Origin of the sequence: Herbaspirillum sp. CAH-3, assembly GCF_009668275.1 — a bacterium.
GTDB classification, from domain to species: Bacteria; Pseudomonadota; Gammaproteobacteria; order Burkholderiales; family Burkholderiaceae_D; genus Herbaspirillum; species Herbaspirillum aquaticum.
Window position 1 is genome coordinate 241,951 of sequence record NZ_VSWE01000003.1, and the last position, 16,453, is coordinate 258,403.

Below are 16,453 nucleotides of genomic sequence, written 5' to 3' on the forward strand. Positions count from 1 at the left end.
CACCGGAGCAAACGCGATAGAATCCCGAACATTGAAACAAGGAGCAATGAGCATGATGAAAGGTCAACTGGCAGGTCTGATGAAGCAAGCACAGGCCATGCAGGACAACATGAAGAAGGCCCAGGAACAGCTGGCCAGCATCGAAGTCGAGGGCCAGTCCGGCGCCGGCCTGGTGAAGGTGGTGATGACCTGCAAGAACGACGTCAAGCGCGTCTCCATCGACCCGTCGCTGCTGGCTGACGACAAGGACATGTTGGAAGACCTGGTCGCTGCCGCCTTCAATGACGCCGTGCGCAAGGCCGAAGCCACCGCCCAGGAAAAGATGTCGGGCGTGACCGCCGGCATGCCGCTGCCCCCGGGCTTCAAGATGCCCTTCTGATGCTGCGCCGGCCCGGTGGCTGCAATCCGCCGGGCGCAGGCAGCATCGCGCAGGATAGTCTGATTCTGATGGAATGCAGGATTGCTTAGTGGAGGCACCATGTTCATCGTCTCGATCACGTACACCAAGCCGGCAGGCGAAATCGACTCCTTGCTGACCGCGCACAAGAAATTCCTCAACCAGCAATATGCCGAGGGCGTATTCCTGATGTCCGGCCGCAAGGTGCCGCGCACCGGAGGCATCATCATTGCCGACTGTGCCGACCGCGCCGAGATCGAAGCCATCATGGAATCCGATCCCTTCTTCATCGGGGGCGTGGCCGAATACGAGATCATCGAATTCGTCCCCTCCATGACGGCCGAGGCGCTCGAAGCCTTCCGCTATTCCGTAGACCGCAATTGAAAACGCCCTCCAGTCTCACCCTCCTGACCGAATCGCTGCGCCGGCTGCCCGGCATCGGCCCCAAGACCGCGCAGCGCATGGCTTTCCACCTGCTGCAGCATGACCGCGACGCGGCCGCCGACCTGAGCCAGTCGCTGGCCAAGGCGCTGGACACCATTCGCCATTGCGCCCTGTGCAATACCTTCACCGAGCAGGTCGTCTGCGAGACCTGCCAGGACAGCCAGCGCGACCATACCCAGCTGTGCGTGGTGGAGTCGCCCTCGGACCAGGTCATGATCGAGCAGACCCTGACCTTCAAGGGACTGTATTTCGTGCTCATGGGCCGGCTCTCGCCGCTGGACGGCATCGGCCCGCGCGACATCCATCTCGAAAAGCTCATCACCCGCGCCACCGATGGCGTGGTCAGCGAAGTGGTGCTGGCCACCAATTTCACCAACGAAGGCGAAGCTACCGCCCACTACATCAGCGAGACCCTCAAGGCCCGGGGCCTGAAGGTCAGCCGCCTGGCGCGCGGCGTGCCGGTGGGTGGCGAACTGGAATACGTGGACGCCGGCACCATCGCCCGCGCCATGCTGGATCGCCGCGCAACCTGATTCTGCATCCCTGATCCCGCACCGGGATTATCTTCAGATGAAAAACATGCAGGCATGGCGTCGACAATGAAGGTCAAAATGCGCGACATCGCACGCGTGCTGCAATAGAATGTCGGCTGCCGGCTTGCACGTACGACGTCAGGCGAGGGATTGCAAGGTGTCTACCGACCCGCGCAACGTTCATCCCACCGCCCGCTGCGCAGCATCACCCGAATTCATCGCATTCAAGGGCACTGGCCGTTACCCCACAAGAGCCAGGTCCGGCACCATCGACCAAGAGGAGAACACCGGAGCGCCCGCAGGCTGCGCCTGCAGGTATCCGGTGCAAGCACGATGAGCACAGCCACATCCAAGCCCGGCCCGCTGGCCGGCATCAAGGTTCTTGAACTGGGCACGCTGATTGCGGGGCCCTTCTGCTCGCGCATGCTGGCCGAGTTCGGGGCCGAGGTCATCAAGATCGAAGCCCCCGGCAATGGCGACCCGCTGCGCCAGTGGCGCGTGCTCAAGGACGGCACCTCGCTGTGGTGGTCGGTCCAGGCGCGCAACAAGAAGAGCATCACCCTGAACATGAAGGACGAGCGCGCCCAGGAGATCGCACGCCAGCTCGCCCTGGACGCCGACGTCATCATCGAGAACTACCGTCCCGGCGTGCTGGAGAAATGGAAGCTCGGCTATGAAGACCTCAAGCAACTGAACCCCGCGACCATCATGGTGCGCCTGTCCGGCTACGGCCAGACCGGCCCGCTGCGCGACCTGCCGGGTTTTGGCGCCATCGGCGAATCGATGGGCGGCATCCGCTACCTCTCCGGCCATCCGGACCGCCCGCCGGTGCGCATCGGCATTTCCATCGGGGACTCCATCGCCGCGCTGCATGGCGTGATCGGGGCCATGATGGCGCTGCGCCATCGCGATGTCACCGGTGGCCGCTGGAACGGAAAACAGGGCCCGGACTGCGTGGCAGGGCAGGGCCAGATGGTCGATGTGGCCTTGTACGAAGCGGTCTTCAACATGATGGAATCGATGGTGCCCGAGTTCGATTTCGCCGGCGTGGTGCGCGAACGTACCGGCGGCGCTTTGCCCGGCATCGTTCCTTCCAACACCTACACCACCGGTGAAGGCATGAACATCGTCATCGCCGGCAATGGCGACGCCATCTTCAAGCGCCTCATGAGCGCCATCGGCCGCGACGACATGGCCAATGATCCCGGCCTGGCGCGCAACGATGGCCGCGTACCCCGTACCGAAGAAATCGATGCCGCCATCCAGCAATGGTGCAGCACGCAGACCATCGAGTCGGCACTGGCCACGCTGCAGGCGGCCGATGTTCCGGTCGGCAAGATCTATTCGGTCAAGGACATGATGAGCGATGCGCAATTCCTGGCGCGCGACATGTTCGAGCAGCACCAGTTCGCCGATGGCACGCCGGTCAAGCTGCCAGGCATCACGCCCAAGATGTCCGAGACGCCTGGCCAGACCAGGTGGCTGGGCCCTGAGCTGGGCGCCCACAGCGATGAAATCCTGCAATCGCTGGGGTATGATGGGGCCCACATCAAGAAGCTGCGGGACGACGGCGTGGTCTGAAGCCATACCGGGCAGCGCGGATTCTGCACGGAATCGTGCAGTGCATGCCGTACCGAATGCTGTACATGAAACAGCATACAAAGCAGTACATAAAGCAGCACATAAAGCAGTACAGAGCAGCACCCCCATCCACACACGGAGGAGACATAATGAAATTGAGCTGGAAGCAATTGCTGATCGCCGCTGGCCTGTTCCTGGCCGGCTATTTTTCATTCAACGGCAGCGCCGGCGCGCAGGCGCTGGAAAAACCCAAGGTCTCCATCGCCGTGGGTGGCAAGAACCTGTTCTACTACCTGCCGCTGACCATTGCCGAGCAGCTCGGCTATTTCAAGGATGAAGGCCTGCAGGTCGAGATCTCCGACTTTGCCGGTGGTGCCAAGGCGCTGCAGGCCATGGTGGGCGGCAGCGCCGACGTGGTCTCGGGCGCTTATGAACACACCATCAACATGCAGGCCAAGAACCAGCCCATCGTCGCCTTCGTGCTGCAGGGCCGGGCGCCGCAGATCGTGCTGGCGGTCAACAACAAGACCATGCCCAACTACAAGACCGTAGCGGACCTCAAGGGCAAGAAGATCGGCGTGACCGCACCGGGCTCCTCCACCAGCATCATGGCCAGCTACGTGCTGGCCAAGGCGGGCCTGAAGCCCACCGATGTTTCCTTCATCGGCGTGGGTGCGGCGGCCGGTGCCATCTCGGCGATCCGCTCGGGCCAGATCGACGCGATCGCCAACCTCGATCCGGTCATCTCCATGCTGGAGCAGAACAACGAGATCAAGACCATCGCCGACACCCGGACCCTGAAGGACACCAATGATGTCTTCGGCGGCCCGATGCCGGCTGCGACCTTGTATGCACCGGCAGCCTTCGTGCAGAAGTATCCCAACACCACGCAAGCGCTGACCAATGCCATGGTGCGCGCGCTGAAGTGGATCCAGAAGGCGGGTCCCTCCGACATCATCAAGGCCGTGCCGGAAAGCTACCTGCTGGGCGACCGTTCGCTCTACATCGATGCCTTCATGAAGGTGCGCCAGGCCATCTCGCCGGACGGCTACTTCCCGCCGGGCGGTCCCGATACCGCGTTGCGCACGCTCAAGGCATTCGAGCCCTCGCTGGCGGACAAGCAGATCGACCTGTCGAAGACCTTCACCAATTCCTTCGTGCAGAAGGCCAACGCCAAGTACAAGTAAGCGCAGGCACGGCGTTCCCGGCCCGTGCGAAGCGACCGCAAATGCCCGGCAACGGGCATTTGCGCATCTTGGGCCGGGGCACGCCCCTTTCTTCAGTTTCCTCCACCGGGCTTCAGCAGCCCGCACCACCATGACGCCAGCACTCCAGTTCGACAACATCACCTGCACCTTCGTCTCCAAGGACGACCGCTCCCAGCGCTACACCGCCGTGGCCAATACCGATCTCTCGATTGCGCCGGGCGAATTCGTTTCCGTGGTCGGCCCCACCGGCTGCGGCAAGTCCACCTTGCTCAATGTCGGGGCCGGACTGCTGCAACCGTCCTCGGGCAGCGTCAAGGTATTCGGCGAGGAACTCAAGGGCATCAACCGCCGCGCCGGCTACATGTTCCAGGCCGAGGCACTGATGCCCTGGCGCAGCGCGCTGCAGAACGTGATCGCCGGCCTGCAGTATCGCGGCCATGATGAAAAGGCGGCAGCAGAACTGGGCGAACAATGGCTGGCGCGCGTGGGCCTGCAAGGCTTCGGCGACCGCTATCCGCACCAGCTCTCGGGCGGCATGCGCAAGCGCGTGGCGCTGGCGCAGACGCTGATCCTGGACCCGGACATCATCCTCATGGACGAACCCTTTTCCGCGCTCGATATCCAGACCCGCCAGCTGATGGAAAACGAAGTGCTGGACCTGTGGAATGCCAAGAAAAAAGCCGTGCTCTTCATCACCCATGATCTGGACGAAGCCATCGCCATGTCCGATCGCGTGATCGTGCTGGCGGCCGGCCCCGGCACGCACCCCATCGGAGAATTCAGGATCGACCTGCCGCGCCCGCGCGATGTCGCCGAGATCCGCATGCATCCGCGTTTCGTCGAACTGCACCAGCAGATCTGGGACGTGCTGCGCGATGAAGTGCTCAAGGGCTATCAACAACAAAAGCGCGCAGCGTAAGCCGTACCGAACAGATCAGGGAAGAGAATCAGCATCATGTGGAAATTATTTAAACCGAATCACAAGAACATCCGTTTCTGGCAATTGATGGTGTTGGCCGTCGTGCTGCTGGTCTGGCATGTGGCCACGCGCAATCCGCAGACCGCCTTCTTCTTCGGCGAACCGTTGAAGGTGGCGCAGCGCATCTGGGAGTGGTTCACCGTCGGCAGCGGCTCGCTGGAGGTGGGCGTGGGCGATACCACCTTCTTCACGCTCAGCTTCCCGGCAGAAATCTATTCACACCTGCTAGTTACGCTGACCGAAACCGTGCTGGCCTTCATCATCGGCACCGTCTTCGGCCTGGCCATCGGCCTGTGGCTGGCACTCTCGCCCACCGCCTCGGCCATCCTCGATCCCTATGTGAAGGCGGCCAACTCCATGCCGCGCGTGATCCTGGCGCCCATCTTCGCGATGTGGTTCGGCCTGGGCATCTGGTCCAAGGTGGCGCTGGCGGTGACGCTGGTGTTCTTCATCGTCTTCTTCAACGTCTACCAGGGCGTCAAGGAAGTCAGCCCGGTGGTGCTGGCCAATGCCCGCATGCTGGGCGCCAATGCACGCCAGCTGCTGCGTACGGTCTACCTGCCCTCGGCCACTTCGTGGGTGTTTTCCAGCCTGCACACGTCCATCGGCCTGGCTTTCGTCGGTGCGGTGGTCGGTGAATACCTGGGCTCGGCGCGCGGCGTGGGCTACCTCATCCTGCAGGCCGAAGGCAGCTTCGACATCAACACCGTCTTTGCCGGCATCGTCGTGCTGACCGTCTTTGCCCTGGTGCTGGACCTGGCCGTGGGCGTGATCGAGAAACGGCTCATGAAGTGGCAGCCCAAGAGCGGGGAGACCGAGAAGCTCTGAGGCAATGGCCATGAGGCACGGGTTTGAGGCGAGATGAAGCTTCAGGCGCGAGACCTGGCGCAAAAGGGCAACGGGTTTGAACCCGTTGCCCTCTTTATTTTCAAACAGTGACGTTTTGTGTCAAAAAGCGGTAGAAATCCGGGCCATTGTCAGCATTGGGGAGTAGCATGACGGCCTATTGCAGGTTTCACACACATAAAGGTCAGCGAAGTGGACGAACAACAGTCGGAATTCAGCTGGCTCTCCGGTGGTGGCGAGATGGGCAAACTGATCCGCGCGATGGACTGGTCGTCCACCCCGCTGGGTCCGCTCGATACCTGGCCACAAAGCCTGCGCACGGCGGTCAGCCTGTGCCTGTCTTCCACCTTCCCCATCCTGATTGCCTGGGGCCCGCACGACATCCAGATCTACAACGACGCCTACCGCCCCATCTGCGGCGCCAAGCATCCCGAATCGATGGGCCAGGATTTCCGCATCTGCTGGGCCACCGCCTTGCCGGTGGTGGGCGATGCTTTCGACCGCGCACACCAGGGGGAGGGCACCTACATCCGTGACCAGCGCATGTTCCTGGATCGTTACGGCTACCTGGAAGAGGCCTTCATGACCTTCTCCTTCTCGCCGATCCGGGTCGAGTCGGGCGAGGTTGGCGGCGTGTTCCACCCGATCTCCGAATCCACCGACAAGGTGCTGGGCGCGCGCCGTACCGCCGCCTTGCGTGAGCTGGCCACCGCCCTCGGCAAGTGCCTGTCCATTGACGACCTGTGCCAGGGGCTGGAACAGCGCCATGCCGCCATGGAACTGGACCTGCCTTTCACGCTCTTCTACCAGCTCGAAGGCGATGTCCTGCAGCGCCGTGGCATGGCCGGCATCGCTGCCGACAGTGCGCTGGCCCCGGCCAGCGTGCGCCTGGACGATGCGCAAGCCTGGCCCTTCGCCCAGGCTCTGGCCGAACAGCGCATGGTGCAGGTCGATGACCTGGCCGTGCGCTTCGGCCCGTTCGTCGCCGGGCCGTATGAAGAAGCGCCGGTTCAGGCCGTGATCCTGCCGGTCACCGTGGCCGGGATGGAACAGCCCTTCGGCTTCGTGGTGGCGGGCGTGAGTGCGCGCCGTGCGCTGGACGCCGAGTACCAGGATTTCTATGCCCTGCTGGGCGGAGCACTCAGCACCGCTGTCTCCAACGTGCTGGTCTACCTGCATGAACAGCGCAAGGCTGAGGAGCTGGCCCAGATCGACCGCGCCAAGACCGCCTTCTTCTCCAACATCTCGCACGAATTCCGTACGCCCCTCACGCTCATGGTCGGCCCGCTGGATGATGCCCTGGCCGACCAGGCCGAGCCGCAGGGACCGGCGCAGCGCAAGCGGCTGGAAGTCACGCACCGCAATTCGCTGCGCCTGCTCAAGCTGGTCAATGCGCTGCTGGATTTCTCGCGCATCGAGGCCGGACGTGCCAAGGCCAGCTTCGTCGCCACCGACCTGGCCGGTCTCACCGAAGACCTGGCCAGCGTATTTCGCTCCACCATCGAGAAGGCCGGACTGCGCTACGAGGTCCAGGCCCTCCCGCTGCCCGAAGCGGTCCATGTGGACCGGGACATGTGGGAGAAGATCATCTTCAACCTGCTCTCCAACGCCTTCAAATTCACCTTCGAGGGCAGCATCACGGTGCGGCTGGAACCGCTCGAAGGGCGCGTACGCCTGTCGGTGACCGACACCGGTTCCGGCATCGCGCTGGACCAGCAGGCACGCGTCTTCGAGCGCTTCCATCGCATCGACAATGCGCATGGCCGCACCTATGAGGGTACCGGCATCGGCCTGGCGCTGATCCAGGAACTGGTCAAGCTGCATCACGGCCAGATCGGCGTGCACAGCGTGCCGGGTGCGGGGTCGACTTTCTTCGTCGAGATTCCCTTTGGCACGGCCCACTTGCAGGCCGATGACGTCATCCGGGCCGATGCGGTGGCGATCAGCCAGGACCGCCAGCCCGGCCAGGCCTTCGTCGAGGAGGCGCAGGCCTGGCTGCCCGCTGCCACCACCGCGCTGCTCTCCGGGACGGTCGCCGATGCGCCCACCGGCGCGGCCCCCAGCGCGCCGCTGCCGGATGAAGGGACGCAGGCCGTGCGCATCGTCATCGCCGATGACAACCGCGACATGCGTGAATACCTGCAGCGCCTGCTCGGCGGCTACGCCGAAGTGCAGGTCTGCGCCGACGGTGAAGCTGCATGGAAGGCGGTGCATGCGTCACCGCCCGACCTGGTGTTGAGCGACGTGATGATGCCGGTACTCGACGGCTTCGGCTTGCTGGCGCGGATCAAGAATGATGCGCACACGCGCGAGGTGCCGGTGATCCTGCTCTCTGCGCGTGCCGGTGAAGAAGCACGCATCGAGGGCATCGCTGCCGGTGCCGATGATTACCTGGTCAAGCCCTTTGCGGCCACCGAGCTGATGATTCGCGTCAAGAGCCAGGTCGATGCCGCGCGCCGCCGGAAAGCAGCGCGCCAGGCGCTGCTGGCCAGCGAGCGCTATTTCCGTTCGCTGGTCGATGCGTCCACGGCCATCATCTGGACTACCGGCCCGGACGGCCGCACCAATTATTTCAGCCGCCACTGGCACGACTTTACGGGCCTGCCGGCCAGTGCCATCCCCGAGGGTGGCCACATCGCCTGCATCCATCCCGAGGACCGCGAGGCCGCCGTGGCCGAGTTCGTCCGCTGCCAGCAGACGCGCAGCGCGTTTCACGTCGTCTATCGACTGCGCCATGCCGATGGCGGCTATCGCTGGGTGATCGATTCGGGCACGCCCTTGCCGACCGGGGACGACCTGCCGGGCGGCTTCGTCGGTGCCATCGTGGACGTGCATGAGGAACGCGAAGCCAAGCGCAACCTGGAGTTGCTGGCACAGGACCTGACCACCATCAACCGCCGCCAACGCGAGTTCCTGGTGACCCTGGCGCACGAGCTGCGCAATCCGCTGGCGCCGATCCGCAACGGGCTGGAAGTCATGAAGCTCATCGGCGCCGGCAGCGAACGCCAGCACAACATCCACCAGATGATGGATCGCCAGATCCGCCACCTGGCGCACCTGATCGAAGACCTGCTCGACATCTCCCGCATCACCGAGGGCAAGATCAAGTTGAGGAAGCAGCACATGTCGGTCAAGTCGGCGCTGGCCAGCGCTGTCGAAATCAGCATGCCGTTGATCGAGAAGAACCGTCACAAGCTGGAGCTGGAGGCCCCCGAAAGCGACCTCTACCTGCAAGCCGATACCCATCGCGTGGTGCAGGTGGTGAGCAACATCCTCAACAATGCGGCCAAGTACACGCCAGCTGGCGGGCTCATCCGCGTCACTGCACGCATGGATGGCGAGGATGTCCTCATCAGCGTCAGCGACAATGGCGTGGGGCTGGCCGCCGAGGATATCGGTACGGTATTCGACATGTTCACCCAGATCCAGTCGGAAGTGGACCGTGCCCAGGGTGGCCTGGGCATCGGCCTGCATCTGGTCAAGCGCCTGGTGGACCTGCATGAAGGCAGCGTCTCGGTGACCAGCCCTGGCCCGGGCCAGGGCGCCACGTTCATGGTGCGCCTGCCGCAGACGACGGCGGCGCAGCGCACCGAGTCGACGGGTGAACCGTCCCAGGCCGAGGGTGGCCGAGGACTGGAGATCCTCATCGTGGACGACAACGCCGACAATGCCGACATGCTGGCCATGCTGCTCAACTATCGCGGGCACGCCACGCATGTGGCCGCCAACGGCGCCGAGGCCTTGCGGCTGATGCAGGAGGTCAAGCCCGATGCCGGCTTCATCGACATCGGCCTGCCCGACATGTCCGGGTACGCACTGGCGCGGCAACTGCGCGACCATGAACAGGGCGCGGCCATGCAGCTCATTGCCCTCACCGGACGCGGTTCGGAAGCCGACCGCCAGGAGGCCGCTGCGGCCGGTTTCGATCATCACCTCACCAAACCGGCACCGCTGGAACGGCTGGTGGAAATCCTCGCAGGCGCAGGGCAGGGACGCTGAACGGCGCGTGCGTACCGCGTATCGCCAGGCAAAAAAAATGCTCCTCATCGAGGAGCATTTTTTCATGCGTGGGCGTTGCAACTTTCGGGTTAACGCCAGCGCATCGCTGAGGCGAGGTGATGCGCAGATGCATCGCACGTTCAAACCGCGATGCATCCTTGCATCACTGCATCAGCGCTTCAATGCAGGCTGCGAACCTTTGCCCAGCAGCAGGTTGGCCACGACGGCGACCACCACGTTCAGGGCCAGCGCGATGAGGCCGGTATAGAGCGTGTAGGTCTCGCCGCCGATCAGGAAGCTGTGCACCGGCTTGATGCCATCCGTGAAGGCCAGCCAGCTGCCGCCGACGATGCCCACGGCCCAGCCGCACAGCAGCGCGCGGGCACCGAACCAGCCCACGAAGAGGCCGAACACCAGCGCCGGGAAGGTCTGCAGTATCCACACGCCGCCCAGCAATTGCAGGTCCAGCGCAAACTTGGTCGGCAGGAACAGGATGAACACCAGCGCGCCGAACTTGACCACCAGCGACACCACCTTGGCCACCTTGGCTTCGCCCTCATGGCTGATGCCAGGATTGACGTAAGGCTTCCAGAAGTTGCGGGTGAAGAGGTTGGAGGCGCCGATGGACATCACCGCCGCCGGCACCAGTGCACCGATGGCAATGGCGGCAAAGGCAAAGCCCGCGAACCAGCCCGGGAACAGGCCATTGAACAGCGCCGGCACGACGTCGTTGTTGGCCTGCACCTTGATGCCCGCCGCGTAGGCCATGTAGCCCAGCAGCGCGATCAGGCCCAGCAGTACGGTGTAGGCCGGCAGGAACACCGCGTTCTTGCGGATGGTATTGGCATCCTTGGCCGCAAAGATCCCGGTCAGGGTGTGCGGATACATGAAGGCCGCCAGTGCCGAACCCAATGCCAGCGAAGCGAAGGGCAGGAACTGCGTGGGCTTCAAGGTCAGGCCGGTGGCACCGCCCTTGAGCGCGAAGGCCTCACGCGCCGAACTGAACACCGCACCATAGCCGCCCAGCTTGGCCGGCACCACCACCACCGCCACCAGCACCACGATGTAGATCATGATGTCCTTGACGAAGGCGATCAGGGCCGGTGCCCGCAGGCCGGCCGAGTAGGTGTACAGGGCCAGGATCACGAAGGCGGCCAGCAGCGGCAATTCACCGGTCAGGCCCAGGGCCTTGATGACCACTTCCATGCCGATGAGCTGCAGGGCGATGTAGGGCATGGTGGCCACCACGCCGGTTAGGGCAATGGCGAACTCCAGCGGACGCGACTGATAGCGCCCCCACACCACATCGGCCGCCGTGACGTGGCCGGCCTTGTGGGCCGCATGCCACAGCTTGGGCATGATCACGAACACGATCGGGTAGACCAGGATGGTATAGGGCAGGGCGAAGAAGCCGTAGGCGCCGACCGCATAGACCAGCGCTGGCACGGCGATGACGGTGTAGGCGGTATAGAAGTCGCCGCCGACCAGGAACCAGGTGATCCAGGTGCCGAAGTTGCGGCCGCCCAGACCCCACTCATCGAGGTGGGCGCCCTTGTTGCTGGGGCCGGCCATCCATTTGGAGGCCAAAAAGCCCATCACGGTGACCAGGGCGAAGAAGAACAGGAAGACCCACAGCGCGGTCCAGTGGATGTTGGCGGTCTCCATTATTCGACTCCCTTTTTCAGGCCATCACGATAGACCAGCCAGATGATGAGCGAGGTCAGCGGGACCCAGGCGAACTGGTACCAGTAGAAGAAGGGGAAACCGAACAGGCTGGGCAATTCGGCGTTGTAGAAGGGGACCCAGAGCAGGCCGATGAAAGGCAGCAGAAGTAATAGCCGCATGATTGATGCTCCTCGAACTTTTGGCGGAAGAATTTTTATATCGACGCTGGCTCAGCCTTGCGGGCCGAGTGGCGCCGTGAAAGTTGCAGGCGAATTATAGGGAGAATCGGCCAACCGCGTTCGGCGCTGCCCGCCGCTCAGGCAAATCCCGAAAGATGGCCCGATCCGCCCGGCGTACAATGGCGGCTTCAACAGCATGGCCGGGTCCACTGGACGGAACACTGCTTGCGGTCTCCTGTCGCGGGGACGGGCACCGCAAGTCCGGCAAGCGCCCTTGGGAGAGGCCGACATGAGCCAGCAAGATGACCTGACCGAATACAGTTCCGCGAACGCTTACCGCCTGCTGGTACAGCGCATCAAGGATTACGCCATCTACCTGCTGCGTCCGGATGGCGTGGTGGCCAGCTGGAACGCCGGTGCCCGGCGCTTCAAGGGTTATGCCGACGAGGAAATCATCGGCCAGCATTACTCGGTCTTCTATGAGGTCGCCGATCGCCTGGCCGGCCTGCCCGAGACCAACCTGGCCATCGCCCTGCGCGAGGGCAAGTTCGAGGACGAGGGCTGGCGCGTACGCAAGGATGGTTCGCGCTTCTGGGGCCACGTGGTGATCGATCCCATCTATCGCGAAGATGGCCGCCTGCTGGGCTTCGCCAAGATCACCCGCGACCGTACCGAACAGCTGGAAACCAGCGAGAAGATCCTCTTCATGGCGCGCCACGATGCCATGACCGGCCTGCCCAACCGCGTGCATTTCCTGGAGCGGCTCGATGAGGTCATGTCCGCCCTGCATCCGGGCCAGCAGCAAGTGGCCGTGGTCAGCATCGACCTCGACGGGTTCAAGGAAGTCAACGATGCCTTCGGCCACGGCGTGGGCGACCAGCTGCTGTCCGAGCTGGGCCGCCGCCTCAAGGCCAGTGTCGGCGAGAACGAAATGGTGGCGCGCTTCGGCGGCGATGAATTCGTGGCCTTCAAGCTGATCCGCCACCAGCGCCAGTTAAACGACTTCATCACCCGCCTGCAGCGTGCGCTGACTGGCATGCTGCGTCTGGCGCAGACCGACATCGTGCCCGGTGCCAGTCTCGGCGTGGCCCTGTTTCCGGGCGACGCCATCGACCGCGCGCAGCTGCTCAACAATGCCGACCTCGCCATGTATCGCGCCAAGAAGAGCCTGGACGAGAAGATCTGCTACTACGAAGCCAACATGGACGAGGCCTCGCGCGCGCGCCGGGCCATGGCGCGCGACCTGTGGGTGGCGCTGGAGCAGGGGCAGTTCTTCCTCAACTTCCAGATCCAGCAGGCTGTCAGCGGCGACGAGATCACCGGCTACGAAGTGCTGCTGCGCTGGCAGCATCCGACCCAGGGCCTGATCCCGCCGGCAACCTTCATCCCGGTGGCCGAAGAATGCGGTGCCATCAGCGCCATCGGCGACTGGGTGCTGGAGCACGCCTGCCGCGAAGCCGTGCTGTGGAACCTGCAGCCGCGCATTGCCGTCAATCTGTCGGCCTTGCAATTGTCCAACGCCGGCCTGGTGGAAAAGGTGCGCGCCGTGCTGGCCGCCACCGGCTTGCCTGCGCACCGGCTGGAACTGGAAGTGACCGAGACCGCCCTCATTGCCGACCGCGACCGGGCGCTGCACTTGCTGCAGCAACTCAAGGCCATGGGCGTGACCATTGCCATGGATGATTTCGGCAGTGGCTATTCCTCGCTGGAAACCTTGCGCAGCTTTCCCTTCGACAAGATCAAGCTGGACCGCAGCTTCATCAATGAACTGGAAACCAGCCAGCAGGCCAAAGCCTTCGTGCGCGCCATCCTGGCGCTGGGCCACAGCCTGAACGTGGCGGTGCTGGCCGAGGGTGTCGAGACCGAAGCCCAGCGTGCCATCCTTGAAGAAGAAGGCTGCCAGGAGGGCCAAGGCTACCTGTTCGGCTATCCGGCGCTGTTGAGCCGCCTGGGCGAGCTGGACCAGGCCGTGCCGCCCCACGAGGTCCAGCGCCGCGCCTGAGCGCTGCAGGCGCGTGCGATTTCGCGTAGGCTGGCGGCTGTCGTGATTCTCCAGCGAGTTCGTCCATGAGCCAGAGCCTGTCCGCTGCTGCGGATGCCGCCCCCCTTGCCCCTGCAGAAGAAGCGGCCGAGACCGGCCTGCTGGCCGCGCTGGCGCAGTTGCTCCAGTCGCGCCGCCAGGTGCTGGTCCTGACCGGGGCCGGCATCAGTACCGCTTCCGGCATTCCCGATTACCGCGACGACAGCGGCGTGCGGCGTGGCCGCCTGCCGATCCAGGGCAGCGAGTTCCGCCAGTCCGAAGCGGCGCGCAAACGCTACTGGGCGCGCAGCATGCTCGGCTGGCCACGCCTGGCGCAGGCCGTACCCAATGCGGCGCACCGCGCGCTGGCGCAACTGCAGCAGGCTGGCCACCTGGGCGGCATCCTGACCCAGAATGTCGATGGCCTGCACCAGCAGGCGGGCAGCCGCAACGTGATCGAACTGCATGGCAGCATCCATGCGGTGCGCTGCCTGGCTTGCGATACCGTCTACCCGCGCGCGCAGATCCAGCAGGAGCTGGCGCGCTGCAATCCCTCCTTCGTCCACCTGCAGGCCGAGGCCTTGCCCGACGGTGATGCCCGCCTGGAGCCGGAGGCAGATGCCGTCTTTCACGTGCCGGCCTGTGTGGCCTGTGGCGGCATGCTGCAACCGGATGTGGTGTTCTTCGGCGACGGCGTGCCGCCCGCGCGCACGGCCCAGGCTGAAGCGGAGGCCCAGGCCTGTGATGGCATGCTGGTGATCGGCTCTTCGCTGATGGTGTTGTCGGGCTTTCGCTTCCCGCGCACGGTGGCCGCAGCCGGCAAGCCGGTGGTGGCGATCAATCGCGGCGTGACCCGCGCCGATGACTTGCTGGCCTTCAAGCTGCGCGAGGATGCCGAAGCGGTGTTGCCGCGCCTGGCGGCGCTGCTGGGGGCAGACGGGCACTGAGTCAAGTCCTGCGCTTGCCTCGGCTAGCAACTGTCGGGCCCTGCCGGGTCTCCGATTGTGGAACCTGGGCGCCCCGGCGGCCACGAATGCTTTCGCATGAACTTATGCGTTCCGGGCCACAGCCTGCCGGCTCGCCACGCGCCGCATCGACCACAGCACCAGCAGCGTGGTGGCCGCCGCCAGCAAGGCTGCCGCTGCAAAGGCATGCGCAAAGCCCTGGGCATAGGCCTGCCGCGCCAGCAGCATGGCCTGCGGTCCATGCTGCGGCAGCAGGGCTGCAGCCTGTGCCAGGTCGCCTGCCAGCACGCGGTCGATGAAGGCCGGTGCCGCAGCACTGGCATCGAGGGTGGCCAGTGCCGTCGTCATGGCGTGGCGTGCGGTCTCTGCCAGCACCGCGCCCAGCCCCGCGAAACCAGCCAGCACGCCCGTGAAGCGAGCCGTCGTGCTGATGCCCGAGGCCATGCCGGCGCGCTCGCGCGGCACATTGCTCATGATGGCCTTCTGCGTCTGTCCGTTAAGCAGCCCGCCGCCGCTGCCCAGCACGGCCATGCCGAGCACGGTCCAGCCGTGCGCCTCGGCGTGTGCCGCCAGCATCATCAAGAGGTTGCCCAAGGCGGTCACGCCCAGCCCCAGCGCCAGCAGTTGCGGCGAAGACAGCCAGCGGCCCAAAACCCGTCCGAACTGCGGCAGCAGCAGCATGGCCAGCGCAAACGGCAGCATCGCCAGGCCCGCCTGGCCCGCGCCCAGGCCGCGCGCATTCTGCAGGAACAGCGGCAGCAGCGAGGCCATCACCTGGGCCGAGGCCGCATAGGCGAACATGGCGGCGACGGCCGCGACGAAGCCGGTATGACGAAACAGGGAGAGCTCCAGCATCGGATGGGCGCAGCGGCGCTCCCAGGCGATGAAGAGCGTGAATAAAAGAGCGCCACCCACAGCGCGGGTGACGCAAGCAACGCTGGTCCACCCGTGTTCCGGCCCGGTGATCAGGGTCCAGGTCAACAGGAAGACCGCGCTGGAGGAACTGAGGATGCCCAAGGGGTCCAGCGGCCGTGGCAGCGGATTGCGCGATTCCGGCACATGGCGCCAGACCGCTGCAGCCAGCAGCAGGCAGGCCGGCAGGTTCACCGCAAACGCCCAGCGCCAGCCCAGCAGGGTGTTGACTGCGCCGCCGATGAGCGGGGCCAGCACCATGGTCAGTCCCATGATGCCGCCCCACAGGGCCCAGGCGCGTTCGCGCTGGCTTTCGTCATGGAAGGCGTGGCCGATCACCGCCAGTGCCGGTGCCAGCAGGAAGGCGGCGCCCACGCCCTGCAAGGCACGCGCCGCATACAGGGCTGGCGCCGTGGGTGCCAGGGCGCAGGCCAGCGAGGTCAGCGCGAACAGGGCGATGCCCACCAGCAGCACGCGCTTGCGGCCGTAGCGGTCGGCGATGGCGCCCGCCGGCAGCAGCAGGGCGGCAAAGCAGAGCACGTAGCTGCTGACCACCCATTCGATCTGGCTGAAGGTGGCGCCAAGCTCGCGCGCTACCGTGGGCAGGATGATGCCCACCACGTTGGTATCGAGCACCGTCATGGCACAGCCGAAGGATCCGGTCAGCAGGATGCGGCCGGCGGGAGAGGACAGGCGCAGGGACATGGTGGGCAGGCAAGGGAAAT

The 16,453-nt window shown here is 64.7% G+C and carries 13 protein-coding genes; 10 read left to right on the forward strand and 3 right to left on the reverse strand.

Annotation, left to right across the window (positions count from 1 at the left end):
- The first annotated feature begins 52 nt into the window (after positions 1-52).
- The 8 genes from FYB76_RS05455 to FYB76_RS05490 all read left to right on the forward strand — a co-directional run bounded on the left by FYB76_RS05455 (position 53) and on the right by FYB76_RS05490 (position 9,987).
- Entirely contained in the window at positions 53-379 is a 327-nt protein-coding gene (locus FYB76_RS05455; RefSeq protein ID WP_008331542.1) for a YbaB/EbfC family nucleoid-associated protein, read from the forward strand.
- A gap of 99 nt (positions 380-478) precedes the next feature.
- Positions 479-781, forward strand: coding sequence for a YciI family protein (locus FYB76_RS05460; RefSeq protein ID WP_088756366.1), 303 nt, complete (start codon positions 479-481; stop codon positions 779-781).
- A complete protein-coding gene (gene recR / locus FYB76_RS05465) occupies positions 778-1,374 on the forward strand; it encodes a recombination mediator RecR (RefSeq protein WP_154132925.1) in 597 nt (198 codons plus the stop codon). Before FYB76_RS05460 ends, recR begins: the two co-directional genes overlap by 4 nt.
- A 333-nt stretch (positions 1,375-1,707) precedes the next feature.
- Positions 1,708-2,955 carry a CaiB/BaiF CoA-transferase family protein gene (locus FYB76_RS05470; RefSeq protein ID WP_154132926.1) on the forward strand — a complete coding sequence of 416 codons (1,248 nt, stop codon included), beginning with the start codon at positions 1,708-1,710 and terminating at the stop codon, positions 2,953-2,955.
- Positions 2,956-3,104: 149 nt separating this feature from the next.
- The gene (locus FYB76_RS05475) at positions 3,105-4,142 is read left to right on the forward strand and encodes an ABC transporter substrate-binding protein (RefSeq protein WP_088756363.1); all 1,038 of its coding nucleotides are present in this window, start codon (positions 3,105-3,107) and stop codon (positions 4,140-4,142) included.
- A gap of 130 nt (positions 4,143-4,272) precedes the next feature.
- Positions 4,273-5,082, forward strand: coding sequence for an ABC transporter ATP-binding protein (locus tag FYB76_RS05480; protein ID WP_088756362.1), 810 nt, complete (start codon positions 4,273-4,275; stop codon positions 5,080-5,082).
- A 36-nt stretch (positions 5,083-5,118) separates the two neighbouring features.
- Positions 5,119-5,970 (forward strand): ABC transporter permease, encoded by an 852-nt coding sequence (locus FYB76_RS05485; protein WP_088756361.1) that lies wholly within the window; start codon positions 5,119-5,121, stop codon positions 5,968-5,970.
- Positions 5,971-6,180: 210 nt separating this feature from the next.
- Complete coding sequence (locus tag FYB76_RS05490; protein WP_370516305.1) at positions 6,181-9,987, forward strand: ATP-binding protein; 3,807 nt, start codon at positions 6,181-6,183, stop codon at positions 9,985-9,987.
- A gap of 171 nt (positions 9,988-10,158) precedes the next feature.
- On the opposite strand, the gene mctP is transcribed toward FYB76_RS05490, so the two are convergent.
- Together mctP and FYB76_RS05500 are read right to left on the reverse strand one after the other, a co-directional pair.
- Positions 10,159-11,652: a monocarboxylate uptake permease MctP gene (gene mctP / locus FYB76_RS05495; RefSeq protein WP_088756359.1), complete on the reverse strand. Its 1,494-nt coding sequence runs from the start codon at positions 11,650-11,652 to the stop codon at positions 10,159-10,161.
- Complete coding sequence (locus FYB76_RS05500; RefSeq protein ID WP_034332747.1) at positions 11,652-11,831, reverse strand: DUF3311 domain-containing protein; 180 nt, start codon at positions 11,829-11,831, stop codon at positions 11,652-11,654. The genes mctP and FYB76_RS05500 overlap by 1 nt, the downstream gene beginning before the upstream one ends.
- 289 nt (positions 11,832-12,120) lie before the next feature.
- On the opposite strand from FYB76_RS05500, the gene FYB76_RS05505 reads away from it, so the two are divergent.
- On the forward strand, positions 12,121-13,833 hold the full coding sequence (locus FYB76_RS05505; protein WP_154132927.1) for a bifunctional diguanylate cyclase/phosphodiesterase: 1,713 nt from the start codon (positions 12,121-12,123) through the stop codon (positions 13,831-13,833).
- Between the two features lie 65 nt (positions 13,834-13,898).
- On the forward strand, positions 13,899-14,798 hold the full coding sequence (locus tag FYB76_RS05510; RefSeq protein WP_154132928.1) for an NAD-dependent protein deacetylase: 900 nt from the start codon (positions 13,899-13,901) through the stop codon (positions 14,796-14,798).
- A 102-nt stretch (positions 14,799-14,900) separates the two neighbouring features.
- Here the strand turns inward: FYB76_RS05510 and FYB76_RS05515 are convergent, their stop codons facing one another.
- On the reverse strand, positions 14,901-16,433 hold the full coding sequence (locus FYB76_RS05515) for an MFS transporter (protein ID WP_154132929.1): 1,533 nt from the start codon (positions 16,431-16,433) through the stop codon (positions 14,901-14,903).
- Between the last annotated feature and the right edge of the window lie 20 nt (positions 16,434-16,453).

Excerpts from the sequence above, each read along its gene's own strand:
- FYB76_RS05455 (WP_008331542.1), top strand. The coding sequence starts at position 53 with ATGATGAAAGGTCAACTGGCAGGTCTGATGAAGCAAGCACAGGCCATG.
- FYB76_RS05485 (WP_088756361.1), top strand. The coding sequence starts at position 5,119 with ATGTGGAAATTATTTAAACCGAATCACAAGAACATCCGTTTCTGGCAA.
- FYB76_RS05515 (WP_154132929.1), bottom strand. The coding sequence starts at position 16,433 with ATGTCCCTGCGCCTGTCCTCTCCCGCCGGCCGCATCCTGCTGACCGGA.
- mctP (WP_088756359.1), bottom strand. The coding sequence starts at position 11,652 with ATGGAGACCGCCAACATCCACTGGACCGCGCTGTGGGTCTTCCTGTTC.
- FYB76_RS05470 (WP_154132926.1), top strand. The coding sequence starts at position 1,708 with ATGAGCACAGCCACATCCAAGCCCGGCCCGCTGGCCGGCATCAAGGTT.
- FYB76_RS05480 (WP_088756362.1), top strand. The coding sequence starts at position 4,273 with ATGACGCCAGCACTCCAGTTCGACAACATCACCTGCACCTTCGTCTCC.
- FYB76_RS05505 (WP_154132927.1), top strand. The coding sequence starts at position 12,121 with ATGAGCCAGCAAGATGACCTGACCGAATACAGTTCCGCGAACGCTTAC.
- FYB76_RS05460 (WP_088756366.1), top strand. The coding sequence starts at position 479 with ATGTTCATCGTCTCGATCACGTACACCAAGCCGGCAGGCGAAATCGAC.
- FYB76_RS05500 (WP_034332747.1), bottom strand. The coding sequence starts at position 11,831 with ATGCGGCTATTACTTCTGCTGCCTTTCATCGGCCTGCTCTGGGTCCCC.
- FYB76_RS05475 (WP_088756363.1), top strand. The coding sequence starts at position 3,105 with ATGAAATTGAGCTGGAAGCAATTGCTGATCGCCGCTGGCCTGTTCCTG.
- FYB76_RS05510 (WP_154132928.1), top strand. The coding sequence starts at position 13,899 with ATGAGCCAGAGCCTGTCCGCTGCTGCGGATGCCGCCCCCCTTGCCCCT.